Here is an 18,606-nt window from a genome sequence, read left to right on the forward strand (position 1 = left end):
TTCCTCCTAAACCTTCTCTTCCACTTCAATCATCTCCGCATCCGCCTTACGAACAGAAAGTTCATAGCCTCGAACGGTAATCTCCAAAGGGTCTCCCAAGGGGGCTACCTTACGCACAAATATCTCTGCACCCTTTGTCAGACCCATATCCATAATTCTTCTTTTTACAGCGCCTTCTCCTGTTAATTTCTTCACCACAGCACTCTGTCCCGGTTTTAAATCTTTCAGTGTCATACTCTCCTCCACCTTCTTTCCTATCTGTAACGAGTCAGTGCACATTATTTTGTGTTAACCCGCTAAATACCAACTCAGACTCTGGAACTAACTCATAAGCATTTCCCGTTAGAAACGCTAGACTATAATCTTGTTTGCCATCTCTTCACTGATGGCCACCCTTGCATCCTTAATCTTTACAATGACATTTCCAAGAGATGCAGAAATCACAGTCACTTGTCCTCCGACCACAAATCCCAGGTCACTCAGGTGCTGCTTCATCTCCGCAGAACCGCCGATTCTTTTGATTTCCAGTGGTACACCGGTACCGGCCAATGTAAGTGGCATAGTCTCCCTCCTTTCGCTATTCTTGCTCTTTTCCGTCCCAAAACAGACAAGAGCAAACTAAGCTCACTCTATGGTTAGCATTTAAAAACCATCTAATAAATTAGCACCATCTAACTTAATTGTCAACTGAGGAACTTGATTTTTCACTCAGGCTCTTGCAATCTCCTTTTTTATTTCAAGGTGTCTACTTTTATTATCAATAAATTTGTCTACTTTTCTTGACTGCTACAAAAATGCTTGAAGTCTATGTAAAAATGTGTAATTTTTTTCTCGAATTCTTGAAAAAATGTGTAAAACATCACTTGAATATATTGTAAAAATGTGTAAAAAATATTTAGCAAAAAAGAGCCGACAGCAAAGCTGCCGGCTCCTCTCTTATACTACCACTATTCAGAACTACTTTTTGTAAGCCCCTTCTTTCCACTTTACATAGAAGTCTTTAATCTTACCAAAGGACTCCGGACTTAAGACGTGCTCAATTCGACAAGCATCCTGAGAAGCTGAATAAGCGTTTACTCCTAAAGCCACCAGTACATCGGTTAAAACTGTATGTTTCTCATAGGTAGTCTGCGCGATGGAAAGTCCATGCTCCGTCAAGGTCAGAGCTCCCTTTTCATCCACTTCCACCTTACCCTCTTCCTTCAGTCTCTTTAAAGCAATACTCACGCTGGGCTTCGAAAAGCCAAGCATATTGGCGATGTCAATGGCACGAACCTTTCTGTGATCCAAAGATAACATTAAAATTGCCTCTAAGTAGTTTTCCTCTGATTCATGACTCTCATACGGTTTCATCCTGTCCTCCTGCTATACTTTTATTTAATCTATAGCTATTCCTATCAGCTTTACCTTTAACAAATAGTTCCTTTATTATATCCTATCAAGCGGTGGCAAGTCTGACAGAACTATCCTAGCGTAGGCTCCACTCTTCTTATCTTCCGGATGAGGTTCCAAACCAATAATGGTTATAGACTTTGAATCCGGGCCATATACCCATTCTTATATTGAACCTCATCCCTTGATACCTCAAAAGTCAGAAAGATCTATCGGCTCTGATACTTTTCCTAAACGAAAGTTATGAACCGCTTGATCCATATCTCTCAGCGTCTTTTTAGAAATCATTTCCGGAGTGGTAAGTTCTCTTGGTTCCAACATAATACATCCATTTTCATATTCACGAACATTGTAATACTGATATTTGGCACCGCGAAGAGTCACACGTTTCTTGTTATCAATATGAACATCATAATCTTTAACTACTTCCACAAAATCACCTCCCTTAAGATGTGGGATATCCCACACTTATAGTGTAGGTTTCACGTAGAGCACTGTCAAGCTATTTCTCTGTTGCTAATTGAGCCGCTAATTTGTTCCCCCTACGCCGACTTGTTCATTTCCAAAGCCAAACTTTCATTCTGCTCCTTCGCATTCTGTACGAGAAGCTGTACTTCCTCCTTCTTCTCTTTCGGAAGAAGTGCGGTCATGCTCTTTAATCCGGTCGCAATAGTCGAAAGATTATGGAACAGTGCAGAGCCGGACGGAGTAATGACTCCGAAGAATCCCAATCCGATAAGTGCTGAGTTAAATCCGATAATAAAGCGATAGTTATCATTAATTCGGCGCATCAGGCGATTGCTGATTTCCTTTAAGATAACCAGCTCATAAAGGTCTCCCTCTTTCACCGTGATATCGGCAACTTCCTTCGCAATCGCCGCTCCCGCGGAAATGGCAATGCCCGCATCCGCCTCGGAAAGAGCCGGAGAATCGTTGATTCCGTCTCCTACCATGATGACCTTGCGTCCCTTCTTGTGTTCTTCCTGAATAAACTTCGCCTTGTCCTCCGGAAGCACCTCTGCATAGAACTCGTCCACACCGACCTTCTTCGCCACCGCTTTTGCCGTGTGTTTATTGTCTCCGGTCATCATCACAACCTTATTGATGCCCAAGTGTTTTAACTTACGAATAACATCCTTTGCTTCCGCACGAAGCGGATCCGATACGAGAATTACCGCCGCAAGCTGACCATTCACCGCAAGATAAAGGGAAGAATATTCCTCCGGAATGGCATGGAACTTCGCTTCCTCACCCTTCGGCACTGTACACTTCTCATCTTCAAAGATAAAATGATAGCTTCCGATCAGCACTCTCTTCTCTTCGTAAATGCTGGAAATACCGTGCGCTACAACATACTCCACCTTGGAGTGACGCTCTGCATGATGTAAATCTCTTCTCTCCGCCTCTGTTACTACCGCATTTGCCATAGAGTGAGGATAGTGCTCTTCCAGACACGCCGCCATACGAAGCATCTCGTCTTCGTCAGCCCCCATAAAGGTTATAACCTCTTCTACCCTGGGCTTTGCATAGGTCAAGGTACCTGTCTTATCAAAGACAATGGTATCCGCCTCGGAAATCACTTCCATGAACTTACCGCCCTTTACGGAAATGTGATACTTTCCGGCTTCTCTCATTGCGGAAAGCACCGCAACAGGCATAGACAGTTTCAGCGCACAGGAGAAATCCACCATCAAAAAGGCCAGCGCCTTCGTCACATTTCGAGTAAAAAGATAAGCCAAAGCTGCACCGCCAAGACTATAGGGAACAAGCTTATCCGCAAGATGCGAAGCCTTGTCCTCCGTAGAGCTCTTCAGCTTCTCCGACTCCTCAATCATTTTCACAATACGATCATAGCGACCGGAGCCTGCCTCTTTCTCCACGATAATGCGGCATTCTCCCTCTTCCACAACCGTTCCCGCATAGGCATAACTGCCCTTTGTTTTTCTAACCGGCACAGACTCGCCCGTCATGGAAGCCTGATTAACCATAGCCTCTCCGGAAGAAAGCTTACCGTCTAAAGGAATCATATTTCCGGTGCGGACAATGATTTCCGCCCCTACCTGTACTTCATTTACAGGAAGAAGCACTTCCTCGCCCTGTACCAAGGTCCAAACCTTATCTACATCGAGAGACATCGTACGAGCCAGGTCATCCACCGACTTCTTGTGTGTCCACTCTTCCAGAATTTCTCCAATGCCGAGCAGGAACATTACTGAAGATGCCGTATCATAGTCTCCCGTGAGAATCGATGCGGAAATCGCTACCGCATCAAGAAGAGCAACCTCTATTTTCCCTTTTAAAATGCTTCCCATTCCCTTAAGAACATACGGAATCGCCTTTATTCCCGTCAGTATTCGCTTTAAGGGAACAGGGAAAAAGAGGACATTCACTACACGGTTTACCACCGTAAGAACCAGCTTGTCCTCATATTCCCGATTCAATGCCCTTCCGGTATGATCCGGCACAAGTGCCACATTCTCCTCATAAGAAAAACGGGAGAGGGCAAGAATAATCCCCTCCCGTGTTCCTTCATAAGAAATAATGGCGTCTGCCGTTCTGTCGTTTACCTTCGCGTAAATAACACCCTCTTGGGCTTTCAGATAATACTCTAAAATATCCGCCTGCTCCACAGTCATCCTTGGCTGTAAAGCATGAACCCTCATACGACCCCGGGATTCATGTAAAATCTTACACTTCATTTCCCTTACCTTTCCCTTACTCATCAACTAAACAAAATAGCGAATTGCTTGCATACGATATTTCGTATTACAAGCGATACGCCAAGATTAAATATTAAACTTCTTTGCCGTCACACTCTGCTTCGCAGTCACAGATTAAAGACTTCTCTTCCTCTTCCGCTCTCTTCTCATTGATGCGCTTTGCATCAGCATAAATGTCTTCACAGTTCTCCTTAATGCTGGTGCTGACCTTCATAACACAGTCCTGACCGCGGAGCACAGCTGCCGCTGCCTCTGTGTACATCTTCTTCGCATCCTTGGAACCCAAAATCTTCATTCCGGCTGTACCGAAAAGAATTCCGCCTGCAAAAATCCCAATCTTCTTCCATGCTACATTTGCTAAAAACATAAAACCCTCCTTTAAAAATACAATCTACTAATTATTCCGTTCTGTAAAATGAGCTATCAGCTGCCTCATAATAACAGTTGGTAAATCCATATACAGGACTGTTCAAAACTCTGCCTCATCAAAAAAGCAGCCTATATGCAACTATACCGGCTCACTCTCTCTACCAAGAAGCAATAGTTTAATGAATTTACCGGTAGTATAAAATAGGAATTATTACTAAGTCAAGGCTAACCCTTTTGTATTTTATTTCCATTTTTAATACAATGTAGTCTACGCTAACAATGGTTAGTTCTTCATAACTTTTAACATCGATTATGGAGAAAGTCAAGAGGGAGGAAGGCTCAGATTGCTCTCTTTTATAGCTAAACTGCATTTGTCGTTTTTAGAAGATGATACATGAGATAATTTTGTTCTGTTGACGAAATTGGTGCAACAATGGTTAAACCGCCAAAGTGTGCCACTAAATCATGACTGAGAGCTAATGCCGGTCTCCTATTCTTCTGCTTATGACCAAGGCTGGGATTAAAATCAACATAAAAGATATCTCCCTGTGAAACTACCATGACATCTCCTCTCCTTCTGCTTCACCCCAGTCCAACTCTTGATGACGAAGGCCATCATCCTTCCAATCGGCAAATAGTTCATGAATACTACTTGCTTTCTTGGTTTCCGGTGTCAAAACAATGGACTGACCTTGTACAGAAACTGAAAATTTTTGGTTGATATCAATATTCAATAACTTTAAAACACTTGCAGGAATTCGTGTTGCTTTGGAATTCCCCCATTTTGACAATGTTGTGTATTCATGTATAGCCTTCTCCATATTTTCCTCCTGTATACATGACATGAAGCCTATCCGGAAATGAGATTTCCGTTCTCTACTATATCTTTTTCGATGTTCTTTTTTGTATATCCAATATATATTATTATATAACTCACTTTATCGTATGCCATTCTTTCCGTCAGGAATACAATAGAAAAAACAAAAAAGAAAAACGAGATATCGCACGCTTTGCGCACGATACTCGTTATGAATAAAAAGAAGGCCCGAGCTTGCACCCTGACCTTCTCATCTTCGGAACGGCTGTCCTGTTTCTTAAGCAGCACGTTCTTACATCCATTTTCAGATAAATTACTTAAGAGTAATCTTAGCGCCTTCAGCCTCAAGCTTAGCCTTGATATCATCAGCCTCAGCCTTGGAAGCACCTTCCTTAAGAACCTTCGGAGCTGCCTCAACGAGATCCTTCGCTTCCTTCAGTCCAAGACCGGTAGCCTCACGAACAACCTTGATAACCTTAATCTTGTTTGGTCCTACATCAGTAAGCTCAACGTCGAACTCAGTCTTCTCTTCCTCAGCTGCACCGGCACCTGCACCAGCACCTGCTGCTGCAACTACTACACCTGCTGCTGCGGAAACACCAAATTCCTCTTCGCAAGCCTTTACCAAATCATTTAATTCCATTACGGAAAGTTCCTTAATTGCTGCAATAAACTCTTCAACAGTTAACTTTGCCATTGTATTTTCCTCCATTAATATTATTTTTTCGAACAGAAATATTCTGTTCCTTGGTTTTGACGAGAATCACTTCATCCGCGTCTCGCCCTTAGGACTTTGTCCTAAAAAGATTCGTTTTCTTTCGAATGCTCGAAAACAGGAATCTCCCTACTTCTATGCATTCATTCGCACTTCAGCGTCTTCTTTAAGCTGCCTTATGCAGCTTCTCCGCCGTCCTTCTGTGCAATCTGGTTAAGCACACGAGCGAAGTTTGTAACAGGGGATTTGATCGATCCGAGAAGTCTTCCCAGAAGCTCTTCTCTGGACGGAATCTCTGCCAGTGCCTGTACTGCCTTTGCATCGTAGAACTTTCCTTCTACAACAGCGCCCTTAAACTCCAACTTGGGAGAGGTCTTTGCAAACTTTGCAAAAATTCTTGCTGCTGCAGTAGCATCATCCTTCGATACGGCAAGAGCGGTAGGTCCGTCTAAAACCGGATCCAACTGAGCGAAGTCCGTTCCCTCTGCTGCTCTCTTAATCAGGGTGTTCTTGAAGACCTTGTACTGCACGCCTGCTTCTCTCAAAGCCTTACGAAGTGCTGTATCTTCCGCAACGGTAAGTCCACGATAGTCTACTACAGTGGCTGCCACAGCGCCGTCCAAAAATCCCTTGATTTCGTCGATAATCGGCTGCTTTAATTCAACCTTTGCCATCTTCGGTTTCCTCCTTCTTTATTTTTAGAAAGTATTAACGCGAATGGGCTTTTGTGTTTCCACGAAACTCCCGTAAGAATTAAAAAATCCCCTGCCAAAGACAGGGGATGAAAATACGAATTCCATGCTTCATTTCTGAAGCCAATCCTTTATTCTTTCCTCGGCGGGCGATTGCTCTTTAGATCCTTTAGCTTTTCGTTCGATGCAGAAAAACTGCGATATACGACCATGGAAGCTATAGATACCTGCTGTCTTCGGTTAATACCTTGCAGATACTAGCATCTTTCCGAAGAAATGTCAAGAATTTTTAGAAATCGATTCATGCCTCTTTCGGGCTCCAGTACCGAATCTTCACATACTGTACCCCTTCCGGACTCTCCCAACGAATCCAGTCCTCTCCTTCATAGTAATAATCTTCTTCAAAGGCGGTTCCGGAAATGGGGATATACTCCGGGATGTCATCCGGGGTAAAGTTGAAGACCTTGGTGCCGTCCTCAAGGGAATACTCCATGGACTCGTCCAGATGAATGCCTTCCAGCTTCTTCACCCAGTAACGGACGGTTCTTCCGTTTTCCTCAGTTTCACCGGAGAACCAGTAGAGCTTAAAGTTTGCAGTTACCGGAATCTCTTCCTGATCGTGGAGCTCGATATTCAGGGCGCCGTCATGGCCGGACTGTTCGCCCTCATGCTTTGCCTGCTGCTCCGCCGCCTTCTTCTGCTCTTCTGCCTTCTTCAGTTCTTCCTCCTTCTTCTGCTCTTCCGCAAGCTTTTCTTCCTCGGATAAAGGCACGAAGTTTTTCTCCTCCTCAGCCAGCATCGGCTCTAAATCAATGTTTTTCACTTCGTTATTTCTTAAAGTAATTTCTGTTGTACCCTCTTCCGGAATATAGAAGTTTGCGGAATATTTTCCGTGGGGAGAGTTAATCAGGCGATTATCCGTGACTTGAATCTTCTTCATTTCTCCGTAAAGCTTTTCAAAATGAATAGAAGCCAGGGCATTGCCGTAGAAGTCGTTGTCAGTTCCGGTCTGAATCAAGAGATTTCTCTTAATAGAAATATTTTGGTTGTCATCAAAGTTATAGCCGGGGAAAACGGTGCTGACACGAAGTCCGGATCCGGAAGTGATATCCTTCACCAGATTTCCTTCAATGCAATGGTTCGCACCTCCGTGCAGAGCAATGCCGGCAGCTCGCCAAGTCAGCTCCACCGTGTTGTTTAAAAAGGCATTGTTCTCCGCAGGCTTGGATTTCGTATGGATATAACGAACCCGCTCTACCCCATTGACCTTTTCCTTGATTTTCACAATCGCCTTGCTGGCAAAGGTTGCCAGACCGTCATCGCCATTTCCACGGATATTGGAGTTCTGCACCTTGGAATTCTTGGTTCCCTGGGCAAAGTTCACCCCATCCGCAAAGTTGTTTCGGATACGGCTGTTGGAAACGGTCAGGTTCTTGGTATATTTCATCTTATCCGCTTCCACATAGTCTCCTACCCAGATTCCGCACTCAAAATGCTCAAGCCAGAGGTCATGGAGCTTGGAATTCTCTCCCAAAACACCGGCGATTCCCTTGTAATTTGCCTCCTGATGAAAACGGGACTTTAATTCGGAATCCATGTATAGGTTATCCATCTCAACATTTGAACTGCTGTCCAGAAACTCAATACCGCCTCCGGCCTGCTCCTCAGAGGTAAAATGAAGCTGTGTGTGCCAGATTCCTGCACCGGTAATCCGCATATCCGTAGCACTTATCACCAGCTTTCGGTCAAAATCGAAGGTTCCCACCGGAATATATAAGGTCTTGTTCTCCTTGTCCGCGTCTTTCAGGGCATCCAGAAATGCTTTGGAATCGTCCTGTCCATCGTTTGGCACCGCGCTGTAAGGAGCGTCTGTGATGGAAATGCTGTTGCTTGGGGCGCCCTTTGCTTCAGGCGCCTCTTCCAGCTCAATAAAGTCGATTCCCAGTTCATCCGCTTTTTTATCGGTTCTGCGGATGGTGAGTACGTCACCCTCCTCCAGTTCCATTAATTCCTTGTTGTCATTTTCCAAGAGAAAATGTCTCTCATCAAAACGAAAACGAGAATGAGAGCCGGCTATCTTTTCATCAAAAACATCATTTTCCTTCACATACTGCCAAGCAGAACTGTTGTCCAACTCCAGCGTTTTCTTTCCAAGAAGCTCTCCATTTCTCTCTACAGAAATCTCCAGCTCTCCGGATGCATTCTCCGGCATGGTAAAACGAAGGGTCATGGCATTGGCCGCCTTCTTTAGCGTAAAGCGTAATGAAGAATCCTCCTTGGTCAACTGTACATAGCTCTGGTTGGAAGCCTCCATCTCCGTTTCATCGTAGGTCGTGGAGTGCTTCAGCACCGCATCACTTCCAACTCCCTCTTCCGCCTCGTAGCGAAGGTAGGGTAGCTTGGCACCGTAGTCATGGCTTTCCTTTGTCCAAAGCTCCGTCCTCGTTTCCGCAAATGCGGTTCCATGAGAAAGAAGTCCCAGACCTGTCATGGTCAAGAGTAACGTAAGTTGTTTTCTGAATTTCATTCTTCTTCCTTTCTTCTCCAAAAATTCACTTTTTTTAACGTAGCTTTTTTAGTTTAGAGGGAAATTCAGAAAATATTATGATTTATTTCGGGTATAAAAATTAAATAATTGCAAAATTCGTTGTAATTTATTGTTTTCTGTTATACGCAAAATGCCCATTTGCAACTTACTGCAACTTAGCGCAACTTAAAATCAGTAATACTCCAGCTCAGCATTGTTATATCTATTTTGTCCTATAAGCCTCAATAGCTTATATAACAAAATAGACTACTTGGGTCTTATCCCAAGTAGTCTTTAGAAATTTTCTTATGCACCGAACTGTACTGCATCCAGCTTCACACCGGGGCCCATGGTAGAAGTCAAAGTAATGGACTTCATGTAAGCACCCTTTAAGCTTGACGGACGAGCCTTAACGATAGCTGCCATCAAAGCATCCAAGTTGGACTTTAACTGCTCTTCAGTGAAGGAAGCCTTTCCAACAGGAACGTGGATGATGTTCGCCTTGTCCAGTCTGTACTCAACCTTACCGGCCTTAGTATCAGCAATAGCCTTCGCTACATCCATGGTAACGGTTCCAAGCTTCGGGTTCGGCATCAAGCCCTTCGGTCCGAGCAAACGTCCGATTCGTCCGACAACCCCCATCATGTCGGGAGTTGCGATAACAACATCGTAGTCAAACCAACCGCCCTGAATTCTTGGTACAAGATCATCCGCACCAACGAAGTCCGCACCTGCTGCAAGAGCCTCATCCGCCTTTGCATCCTTAGCAAATACTAAGATACGAACGTTCTTACCTGTTCCTGCAGGAAGAACAACAGATCCTCTAACCTGCTGGTCAGCGTGACGACCGTCACATCCGGTTCTGATGTGTAATTCCACTGTCTCATCGAACTTCGCAGTTGCATTCTTCTTAACCATAGCAATTGCATCTGCTTCACTGTACTTAACCTGTCTATCTACAGCCTTTGCCACTTCGGCATATCTCTTACCCTGTTTCATTTAACAATCGCCTCCCCTTCTTATTGTTCTACGTTGACACCCATGGATCTGCAGGTTCCTGCGATCATGGACATTGCAGCTTCGATTGATGCGGCATTTAAGTCTTTCATCTTTGTCTCTGCAATCTTCTGAAGGTCAGCTTTAGAAATTGTCGCAACTTTATTCTTATTGGGCTCGCCGGATGCCTTCTGCAGCTTACATGCTTTCTTAATGAGAACAGCAGCCGGAGGAGTCTTCGTGATAAAGCTGAAACTTCTATCTGCATAAACCGTGATAACTACGGGGATAATCATGTCGCCTTCATTTGCAGTTCTTGCATTGAACTCCTTTGTAAATGCAACAATGTTAACACCGTGCTGTCCTAAAGCAGGACCAACGGGGGGAGCCGGAGTTGCTTTTCCAGCGGGAATCTGTAACTTAATGTAACCTTCTACTTTCTTTGCCATATAGGCACCTCCTTGTGGTAATTGCGGGTAAACCCTCCCACGAGCTTGCTTTGCAAGCGGTGGCTAAATGTACTCCATGGGATAAAATCCCTCGGGTATTACCAAATCTTATCTTAACTTCTGCACTTCGCCGTAGGACAGTTCTACCGGGGTATCCCTACCGAACATCTCTACGTTAATGGTGACAGTCTTCTTCTGGTCATTGATCTGGGTAATGACACCAATGGTATCCTTCCATGTTCCGGAAATAACACTCACTGTGTCTCCTTCAGCGAAATCAACCAATACCTCAGACTTCCTGTATCCTAAGGTGAGGATTTCTTCCTCGGAAAGAGGAACCGGCTTAGATCCGGGTCCTACAAAACCTGTAACGCCTCTGGTGTTACGAACAACATACCAAGTTTCATCGTTCATGACCATGTTTACAAGAACATAGCCCGGAAACATCTTCTTGTCTGTCTTCTTCTCCACACCGTTCTTCATTTCAATAACCGGTTGCATGGGAACACTGACCTCTAAAATCACATCTTGAAGGCCACGGTTATCAATGGTTTTCTCCAAATCCATCTTGACCTTATTTTCATAACCCGAATAGGTATGCGCTACATACCAGCGGGCTTCTGTGTTTTTCTCTGCCATCTTCCCACCTTTACTTTACAAGAATCAATCCAAGACCCCATTTCATGGCAATGTCTAAGCCGGTAATCAGTAAACCGATCAGGATACTGATGGCAACCGTAGCAATAGACTGCTTAATTACATCCTGCCGTGTAGGGAAAACAATTCTTTTGAATTCCGCTTCCAAACCTGACAAAAAAGAACTCAGTCCGGACTTTTTCTCTCCTTGCATTATTTTGTCTCCTTATGCAACGTGTGCTTTTTGCAGAACTTACAATACTTGGTCACTTCCATACGCTCAGGATGAAGTTTCTTCTCCTTTGTGAGAAAGTAATTTCTTTGCTTACATTCTGTACATGCTAATATAATCTTTGTACGCACGGCTTTCACCTCCAATGATTTTTAACTTCGCATGACTACGAAATTAGTGCATAAAAAATAGGGCATTGCCCCAAGTACCATGCAAGTCTAGCATGGATGAGGTGCCCCGTCAAGCAGTTTATTTAGAAACTTACCTCCGTCTTATAATGCTTCGTCGCCTTTAAGAACTTTGTGAAAATGTCTTTAGTCCGCAGCTTCAATGTTGCAAAATTAGTATTCTTGCCTTTACTTCTCTAAAAACAGTTTTATGATTTTTTCTTATATTCTTTTACTACTCTTTCTACCTGCTCTTCTAACTGTTCTCTATCCGGAATATATAGCGTATATTTAGAAGCAAAGATCTGGTTAGACAAGCTACCAAGCGCATATTCCGCCTGTATACTATCCTTGTTCGTACAAAGAATAATCCCGATAGGTTCATTATCCATTTCATCATTCACTTCGGCTTTATAGTAGTTCAGATACATATTAAGCTGTCCCACTGCTTCAGGCATTAACTTAGCTGTCTTAAGTTCAATAAGCACATAGCTTCTTAGGATTTTATTGTAAAATACCATATCAACGTAATAATGGGTATTTCCAAGTGTTACCCTTTGCTGTGAACCTACATACATAAACCCTTTGCCAAGTTCAAGTAAAAATTTTTCAATATGAGTTACAAGTGCTTTTTCTAAATCACTTTCCATAATCGGTTTTTCTTCAGGTAATCCTAAAAATTCAAATACATAAGGATCTTTTATGATATCCTTTGGAGTGGCTATTTCATTTCCCTTTAGAGCTAGATCTAATATTTTTTCTTTATTTTCATCCCCACTTGATAGCAATAATCTCTCAAATAACGATGTATTTATTTGTCTTTTTAATTCCCTTACGGACCAATTTGCATTGACAGTTTCTTTTTCGTAAAAGTTACGCTTATTCTTATCCTCAATAGTCAATAATTCACAATAATGAGACCAACTCAATTTAACAGACAGTGTCTGTTGAATTTCATATTCTTGATAGAATCTCCTCATAAACTGTAGATTAGAAACCGAAAATCCACGCCCAAATTCTTTAGTCAGCATTTTAGACAAATCTTTCAGTAAAGTTTTCCCATACCCGGCCCTATCTGAATGACCTTGCTCATCTTCTACAATAATTCTCCCTATTTCCCAATAGGTTTTTACCAATATATTATTGACTTGCTTCGCTACATCCGTTCTTGCATTCTCCATTAGCATTTTAATATTTGCATAAACATCTGCATGGAGATTGTTAACTAAATTATTCATAGACCTACCCCTCCCCTTTTAAGCTTACCTCCGTCTTATAATGCTTCGTCGCCTTTAGGAACTTCGTGAAAATGTCTTTCGTCCGCAGCTTCAATGTTGCAATATTGTGGCAGGGATGAGCACAGAGATACTCTTCTTTCATTAAGTCTTTATCCACAAGAAGCTCCACCAAGTCCTCTTTATCATGCATTAAACCGAAGACAGAGGCCGATCCCGGAGTGCAGCCCAGTACCCGCTCCATTTCCTCTCCATCCGCAAAAGAAAGGTGTCCGCAGCCGATTGCTTTCGACAACTCTGCCGTCTTAAATACCTTCTCACCCGGCATCATAAGAAGATAGTAAAAACTGTGCTTACTGTTCGTAAGAAAGAGATTCTTGCATACTCTTGCGGAAAATGCCTCTTCAATCACGGCGCAATCTTCCATGGTATGCGCTTCCGGATGATCCACCCTCTCATAAGAAATCCCCAGTTTATCCAGATAATCATAAACCGCAAGTTCCTTTTTGCTTCTTCCTTCACTTTTTTCCGGGCGTCCCTTCTCTACCGTTAAAGCCATGTTTTCCCCCATCTTGTTTTTCTCCAATGATTCTTTGCTTCATTTCACACCGCACTATTTAACAAGCCAAGATCCCTTCCATATGAATAAAATATCATAATTGCGCATTATTTTCATTATAAGGCGTCATAGCGATTTATACTTGTTTCTGTCTTTCATTTTTTCAGAAATATAATTCTATTCATTGTAAATACTTCCACTTTTCAGAAATATAGTTCTATAAATCTCATAATTTACCAATTTACAGAAGTATAATTCTGTACTACTATAAGAACAGGCTTGCAAAAATATATAAGAATAAGATTCTTACCTGCGCCGTCCTTTCCAGGTACTTTCTATGTCTTTTCAAGTAAAGCAAGCGGAGAAAAGGAGATTTATGTATTTAAGAACACAGTATCTAAACAAGTTAATATCCTTTCGAGATACCGACTTCATTAAAATTATTACCGGAGTTCGTCGTTCCGGGAAGTCTGTACTATTAAAACAGTATAAGGAGTACCTAGAGAGCGAGAACGTTCCCTCTGACCATATTGTATACCTTAACTTGGAGGCCTATGCCTATCGAAACGTGCAGTCAAAGGAAGATTTAGGCACTCTACTGGAGCGTCTCTGTCCTGAAGACGGGAACACTTTTTATCTTCTCATTGATGAGATCCAATATGTCGATTCATGGCAAAAGGTCATCAACGGTTTTCGGGTAAGTTATAACTGCGATATAGTTCTTACCGGGTCTAACGCAAAGCTATTGTCCGGCGAGTTAGCAAGCCTGCTTAGTGGAAGATATGTAGAAATCCCTGTATATCCTTTTTCCTTTCATGAGTTTCTGGAGGCGAAAGGAATTCCCCTAAATACACGAGAAACGGATATCGCCTATAAAGAATATGAAAAGTACGGAGGACTTCCCGGAGTCATTCTCTCTAACGAAGAGCTGAAGTCCGGTATTCTCTCAGGTATATATGACTCCATACTTTTAAATGATATTGCAAGCAGAGGAAATGTACGAGATACCTTCGCGCTAAAAAGAATCGTTTCTTTTTTAGCCGATAATGCCGGTCAGATGATCAGCAGCACAAAGATATCCAATCTTTTATCCCACGAGAAACTATCCATTTCCTATCATACTGTAGGAAAATATCTGGACTTACTACAGGAAGCCTTTTTGTTTTATGAAGCAATGCCTTATGATTTACGTGGAAAAGCTTACTTACGACAAAATGCAAAGTATTATATGGCGGATCACGGTCTTAGAAACATAGCAGTAGGATTCCAGGAGGGCAATTACGGAAATCGCTTGGAAAATATTGTCTTTATGGAATTGCTCCGTAGAGGCTATACCGTCGATGTCGGAAGACTTGAAGAGAAGGAAATTGACTTTATAGCAAGAAAGAATGGAAGCGTCGAGTATTACCAAGTCTGCTACCGACTACCAAGCAATACCCACGAAACGGATAATCTACTGCAAATTCCCGATAATCACAGAAAGGTACTGATTACAGGACGCTATGAAGATAGCGGAAATGTAGAAGGTATCGAACTCCTATATATAGTGGATTGGCTTACGGAAAGCAAATAAAAACCTCTCCGATAAGCGGATCATCCGGAAAAAAAATAACAGCAAAGAGCCCCCGGCGTCGAAACGACGCCGAAGACTCTTCTCAATACCTCTATACCAAAAGATGTCCATCCCCCCTGTAAAGGTATCACACATTTTGTTTCTTATATCCTATGCTTCTTATTTAAATAAGGAAGCACTTGATACCTTTAGGCTTTCTTCTCTTTCTTTTTCTGTCCAATTCCCCAGAAGAATAAGGAACACATGGAAGTGGCTGCAAACAGCCCGTATAGTGCCATAGAACTACTGTCTCCCGTTGCAACCTTTCTGATTGCTCCAAAAACCGCAGGAACTTTCTGAATCGCTTTTACCGGATCAAAAGGTCTTACCTCACCCTGTACTTCCGGTGTCTTCGGAGTAGGCTGTGTCGGGCTGGGAGGTGTATTGCCTCCGGGTGTTGTGCCACCGGGAGGAGTATCTCCGCCACCGCCCGGATTCGGGCTTCTGTTATATCTATTCGTAAAGCTTACATCTCCACTCTTCGTTCCAGAATCCTTCTTGCCAACCCAATAAACCGCCTTCAAAAATCCGGGCTTTTTCTCATCCTCAAAAACTTGTACGATTACAGTATACTCATCTTTACTCAGTTCTAAATTGTTCGCAGCTTCCGTAGTCTGTCTGATTTTATAGATTAAATCTTCTCCCTCTCTTGTCTTTGTAGTATATGTAATCTCAAATTCCACCTCGTGTTTCTGATTGCTTCCCGATCCGACTCTTGCAATTTCACTCGGACTGGGAAGGGGAGCATTTGGATTCTTCGCATCTGCTTCCATCTTTACACGATATGTCGTCTCCGGGGCATTCCCGGAGACATTAATCTTCACGGGAAACTTCAGTGTATAAGGCTCCATTGCCTGTGAAGCCATGCTCAGCCCTACCGAAAGGAAAAGCACAGCCGATAGAAGCTTACCAGCTCTTATAAAAAACTCTTTTGCTCTCATCTCCGTTACTCCTCCCTTTATGGGTTTACTCTTGCCATTACAACTGCTCGACCATTGGTCAATAGTGATACACAGGTGGAAAGAGCCATAATCTGGTCTCCTTCTTTCATCCCGATATCTCTGTAATTCGTAGAGTGTTCTTTCAGATACTCTACCAGTTCCATAATATGTCCTTCTCTGTTGCTTGTGTTGTAAATCATCCTGTCGTACGCATCGCATTCCATCATTGCGAAGATTTCCAGCTTTTTAGAACTTCCATCCGGTAAAAATAAAGTTCCGCCTAGATGTTCATCGAAGTATTCCTTCTTCTCAAATTCTAAAACATCACCATACATCCCGCCATTTTCCATGTGATGACCGTAGGTCACCATGTAGGGATCTGAAAAATCAGGCTTGTTATCTGCGCTTAGAAAAATCGCACCGGATAGGGAGAAGTCTCCTGTAACATCTCTATTGACATACTCCATATCGTCCTCTCCTTGGACCATGGGATAGTCAATATGTGTTCCATCGATCGTTATCCAGCCTCTCGTATCCGGATTTATGGCAAGTAGCTCTTGTAAACTTAACCTCGTCCCTTCTGGATTGTCTAAACTCGGCTTAAACTTTAGTAAATCATTTTTCAGGAATGCTCCGGTCATGGTTACATAGGTGTCCCAAAGAGAATAAGCGCCGAAGGATAGCATCGTCATCATAAGAATGATGGCGAAATAAGATAATATCCTGTCTCCCACTTTGGCCGCTTTCGCTGCTATATTCATTCTCTATCCTTTCCACTCCTTTTCCCTGTACACGATGTGTACACAATAAACTTTGACTTTTCCTTGCCATAGAATTCAAAGTTTATAATCTACAAACCCTGTATTTCAGTACTCCTCCCGGGGTTCCCCCCGGGATTCCTACTGATTCAAAATTTCCTATTTCACTCACTAAGCTTGGAGAAGAAGATTTGTTTGCCCAGTAAGCTATTTGGAAAGATTTTGATGTGTTTTAAATTGAAAGTTCGGAAATTATTCCTCTTCCTTCTTACGGTTTACGAATACCACACCTAAACCACCTGCAACTGCAAGCATCATAGCGTACGGCGCAACATTCATGATGATACCGGTCGGAGCAACACCATTCTTTGTATTGGTTACAGTAACTTCTGAGCCATCCTTAACAGAATTGAAAGATGTTTTGTAAGCTGCTAAACTTGCTGCAGTTTCATCTAAGTTCTGAATATAGGTTGCACTATTCGTATTGTTACTTCCAACGCCCATTGTATAAGAAGTGCCATCCAACTCTTCTACATGAACCTTATCGCCTACTGTTAATCCACCGATGTGGACACCATCTCCACCGGCTGTTAAGTCTACGGTAATTGCATTAGTCTGTCCGCCTTCAAAAATAGTGTATTGCTGAGTAGGATCTACAGGACCAACACGATAGCTAAAGCTCTCAGTCTTTCCTGCAGGCTGGTTATCCGGTTCTACGTAAATCTTAAGTTTAAATGTATTCTTGTTATCGCTAATGTTACCCTTACGAACCTTCTTGATCAAAACATCATGTGTTGTGTCGTTCGGATTCGGATCCGGATTTGGGCCCGGGTTCGGATTGGGGTTCGGATTGGGATCCGGATTTACTGGAGGAACATGCATTCCGTAGTTATTGTAAATCGTATCTACCTTAGCATTTTGCATCCAGTTTCCTGTAGCATTATCTGCTCTTTGTACAAAAGCTTTAGGTTCTTTTCCCTGCTCTCTATAAACCAAGACTTTATACTTAGCGTAGGAATAATTGATACCTTGGTAGCCGGTCTTTTCCTCTTCCATATTGAAGAGGAAATATCCATATTGATTTCCCAGATCTGCTTCTTTTACTTGGATTTCAACTTCCTTTGTGAACTGTCTTCCTTGAGCTGGAGTTCCATCTTTGTCTGCAATCACCGCTCCAAATCTGTCATTAGCCGGATTAAATTCTGCATCCTGAATTTTAACAGCGGTAGCAGGAGCTATATTAAGCTGGTACTTTGTAGTGCCTACGGTAACTTCCGTTTCTGTTGCAGGAGTAATTTTAAATTTAAACGCTGTATTCGGTGCAGGAGTGATTAAGTCTGTATAAAGTACCTTCTTCCAGACCCCCGCCTTCTCATAATCTGTCGGAGTCGCGAATGCAGGCATAGCCATAGACATTACCATCATTCCAGATAATGCCAGAGTTGCGAGTTTGTTAAAATTCTTTCTCATGTTTTCTCTCCCTTTTTAAAAAATAGTAGAAACATTGTGTGATATATAAACAGAAGGTTGCGATCCTTCGATTTATTGTGCTACTTGAAAGCCTTATATTCTTTCTTGTCCAGTCGATAATACTCGTGTCTAAACAAGTTCTCTTCCGATGCAGATGCATCTGCTGTTGGAGACACCGGAGTCGCCATTTCAACTCCTTTCGTCGATATTCGGTGCATCGAAGTTCTTTTCCAACTTTGTTCTTCTTCAGCAGCTGTATCTGCATCGGAAGAGACTCTTTATTAGGTTTTCATTGAACTTGCCAGTGGTTCTTATTGCG

At 42.7% G+C, this 18,606-nt stretch carries 22 protein-coding genes and 1 other annotated feature; of the genes, 1 reads left to right on the plus strand and 21 read right to left on the minus strand.

Going from position 1 to position 18,606, the window contains the following annotated elements:
* Positions 1-6 precede the first annotated feature (6 nt).
* The 18 genes from HMPREF9625_RS04600 to HMPREF9625_RS04690 all read right to left on the minus strand — a co-directional run bounded on the left by HMPREF9625_RS04600 (position 7) and on the right by HMPREF9625_RS04690 (position 13,518).
* Positions 7-234 carry a FeoA family protein gene (locus HMPREF9625_RS04600; RefSeq protein ID WP_009535830.1) on the minus strand — a complete coding sequence of 76 codons (228 nt, stop codon included), beginning with the start codon at positions 232-234 and terminating at the stop codon, positions 7-9.
* A gap of 117 nt (positions 235-351) precedes the next feature.
* Entirely contained in the window at positions 352-561 is a 210-nt protein-coding gene (locus HMPREF9625_RS04605; protein ID WP_009535831.1) for a FeoA family protein, read from the minus strand.
* Positions 562-957: 396 nt separating this feature from the next.
* Complete coding sequence (locus HMPREF9625_RS04610) at positions 958-1,353, minus strand: metal-dependent transcriptional regulator (RefSeq protein ID WP_009535832.1); 396 nt, start codon at positions 1,351-1,353, stop codon at positions 958-960.
* A 231-nt stretch (positions 1,354-1,584) separates the two neighbouring features.
* Positions 1,585-1,824, minus strand: coding sequence for a hypothetical protein (locus HMPREF9625_RS04615; protein WP_009535833.1), 240 nt, complete (start codon positions 1,822-1,824; stop codon positions 1,585-1,587).
* A gap of 110 nt (positions 1,825-1,934) precedes the next feature.
* Positions 1,935-4,091 (minus strand): heavy metal translocating P-type ATPase, encoded by a 2,157-nt coding sequence (locus HMPREF9625_RS04620; protein WP_009535834.1) that lies wholly within the window; start codon positions 4,089-4,091, stop codon positions 1,935-1,937.
* Positions 4,092-4,185: 94 nt separating this feature from the next.
* Positions 4,186-4,479, minus strand: coding sequence for a DUF6110 family protein (locus tag HMPREF9625_RS04625; RefSeq protein ID WP_009535835.1), 294 nt, complete (start codon positions 4,477-4,479; stop codon positions 4,186-4,188).
* A 362-nt stretch (positions 4,480-4,841) separates the two neighbouring features.
* A complete protein-coding gene (locus HMPREF9625_RS04630) occupies positions 4,842-5,042 on the minus strand; it encodes a type II toxin-antitoxin system PemK/MazF family toxin (protein WP_009535836.1) in 201 nt (66 codons plus the stop codon).
* Positions 5,036-5,302: an AbrB/MazE/SpoVT family DNA-binding domain-containing protein gene (locus tag HMPREF9625_RS04635; protein WP_009535837.1), complete on the minus strand. Its 267-nt coding sequence runs from the start codon at positions 5,300-5,302 to the stop codon at positions 5,036-5,038. The genes HMPREF9625_RS04630 and HMPREF9625_RS04635 overlap by 7 nt, the downstream gene beginning before the upstream one ends.
* A gap of 309 nt (positions 5,303-5,611) precedes the next feature.
* Positions 5,612-5,995 (minus strand): 50S ribosomal protein L7/L12, encoded by a 384-nt coding sequence (rplL, locus tag HMPREF9625_RS04645; RefSeq protein ID WP_009428111.1) that lies wholly within the window; start codon positions 5,993-5,995, stop codon positions 5,612-5,614.
* A gap of 194 nt (positions 5,996-6,189) precedes the next feature.
* The gene (gene rplJ, locus HMPREF9625_RS04650; RefSeq protein WP_009535838.1) at positions 6,190-6,687 is read right to left on the minus strand and encodes a 50S ribosomal protein L10; all 498 of its coding nucleotides are present in this window, start codon (positions 6,685-6,687) and stop codon (positions 6,190-6,192) included.
* A gap of 72 nt (positions 6,688-6,759) precedes the next feature.
* Positions 6,760-6,963, minus strand: a sequence feature (ribosomal protein L10 leader region).
* A gap of 43 nt (positions 6,964-7,006) precedes the next feature.
* Positions 7,007-9,232, minus strand: a complete 2,226-nt coding sequence (locus tag HMPREF9625_RS04655) for a right-handed parallel beta-helix repeat-containing protein (protein WP_009535839.1) — start codon at positions 9,230-9,232, stop codon at positions 7,007-7,009.
* Between the two features lie 306 nt (positions 9,233-9,538).
* On the minus strand, positions 9,539-10,231 hold the full coding sequence (gene rplA, locus HMPREF9625_RS04660; protein ID WP_009535840.1) for a 50S ribosomal protein L1: 693 nt from the start codon (positions 10,229-10,231) through the stop codon (positions 9,539-9,541).
* A gap of 20 nt (positions 10,232-10,251) precedes the next feature.
* Positions 10,252-10,677 (minus strand): 50S ribosomal protein L11, encoded by a 426-nt coding sequence (gene rplK / locus HMPREF9625_RS04665; protein WP_009427820.1) that lies wholly within the window; start codon positions 10,675-10,677, stop codon positions 10,252-10,254.
* A gap of 108 nt (positions 10,678-10,785) precedes the next feature.
* Complete coding sequence (nusG, locus tag HMPREF9625_RS04670; RefSeq protein WP_009535841.1) at positions 10,786-11,316, minus strand: transcription termination/antitermination protein NusG; 531 nt, start codon at positions 11,314-11,316, stop codon at positions 10,786-10,788.
* A gap of 10 nt (positions 11,317-11,326) precedes the next feature.
* On the minus strand, positions 11,327-11,527 hold the full coding sequence (secE, locus tag HMPREF9625_RS04675; protein ID WP_009535842.1) for a preprotein translocase subunit SecE: 201 nt from the start codon (positions 11,525-11,527) through the stop codon (positions 11,327-11,329).
* A complete protein-coding gene (gene rpmG, locus HMPREF9625_RS04680) occupies positions 11,527-11,676 on the minus strand; it encodes a 50S ribosomal protein L33 (protein ID WP_009538253.1) in 150 nt (49 codons plus the stop codon). The genes secE and rpmG overlap by 1 nt, the downstream gene beginning before the upstream one ends.
* Positions 11,677-11,921: 245 nt before the next feature.
* Complete coding sequence (locus tag HMPREF9625_RS04685; protein WP_009535843.1) at positions 11,922-12,950, minus strand: PDDEXK nuclease domain-containing protein; 1,029 nt, start codon at positions 12,948-12,950, stop codon at positions 11,922-11,924.
* Positions 12,951-12,954: 4 nt separating this feature from the next.
* Entirely contained in the window at positions 12,955-13,518 is a 564-nt protein-coding gene (locus HMPREF9625_RS04690) for a prolyl-tRNA synthetase associated domain-containing protein (RefSeq protein ID WP_009535844.1), read from the minus strand.
* A gap of 364 nt (positions 13,519-13,882) precedes the next feature.
* Between HMPREF9625_RS04690 and HMPREF9625_RS04695 the strand changes: the two genes are divergently transcribed.
* Positions 13,883-15,079: an ATP-binding protein gene (locus HMPREF9625_RS04695; protein ID WP_009535845.1), complete on the plus strand. Its 1,197-nt coding sequence runs from the start codon at positions 13,883-13,885 to the stop codon at positions 15,077-15,079.
* Positions 15,080-15,267: 188 nt separating this feature from the next.
* On the opposite strand, the gene HMPREF9625_RS04700 is transcribed toward HMPREF9625_RS04695, so the two are convergent.
* From HMPREF9625_RS04700 to HMPREF9625_RS04710, 3 genes are all read right to left on the minus strand, one after another.
* Entirely contained in the window at positions 15,268-16,059 is a 792-nt protein-coding gene (locus HMPREF9625_RS04700) for a Spy0128 family protein (protein WP_009535846.1), read from the minus strand.
* Between the two features lie 17 nt (positions 16,060-16,076).
* Positions 16,077-16,820, minus strand: coding sequence for a class B sortase (srtB, locus tag HMPREF9625_RS04705; RefSeq protein ID WP_009535847.1), 744 nt, complete (start codon positions 16,818-16,820; stop codon positions 16,077-16,079).
* A 249-nt stretch (positions 16,821-17,069) separates the two neighbouring features.
* The gene (locus HMPREF9625_RS04710; protein WP_009535848.1) at positions 17,070-18,287 is read right to left on the minus strand and encodes a hypothetical protein; all 1,218 of its coding nucleotides are present in this window, start codon (positions 18,285-18,287) and stop codon (positions 17,070-17,072) included.
* Between the last annotated feature and the right edge of the window lie 319 nt (positions 18,288-18,606).

The organism is Oribacterium parvum ACB1, from assembly GCF_000238055.2.
In the GTDB taxonomy this organism is placed as follows: domain Bacteria; phylum Bacillota; class Clostridia; order Lachnospirales; family Lachnospiraceae; genus Oribacterium; species Oribacterium parvum.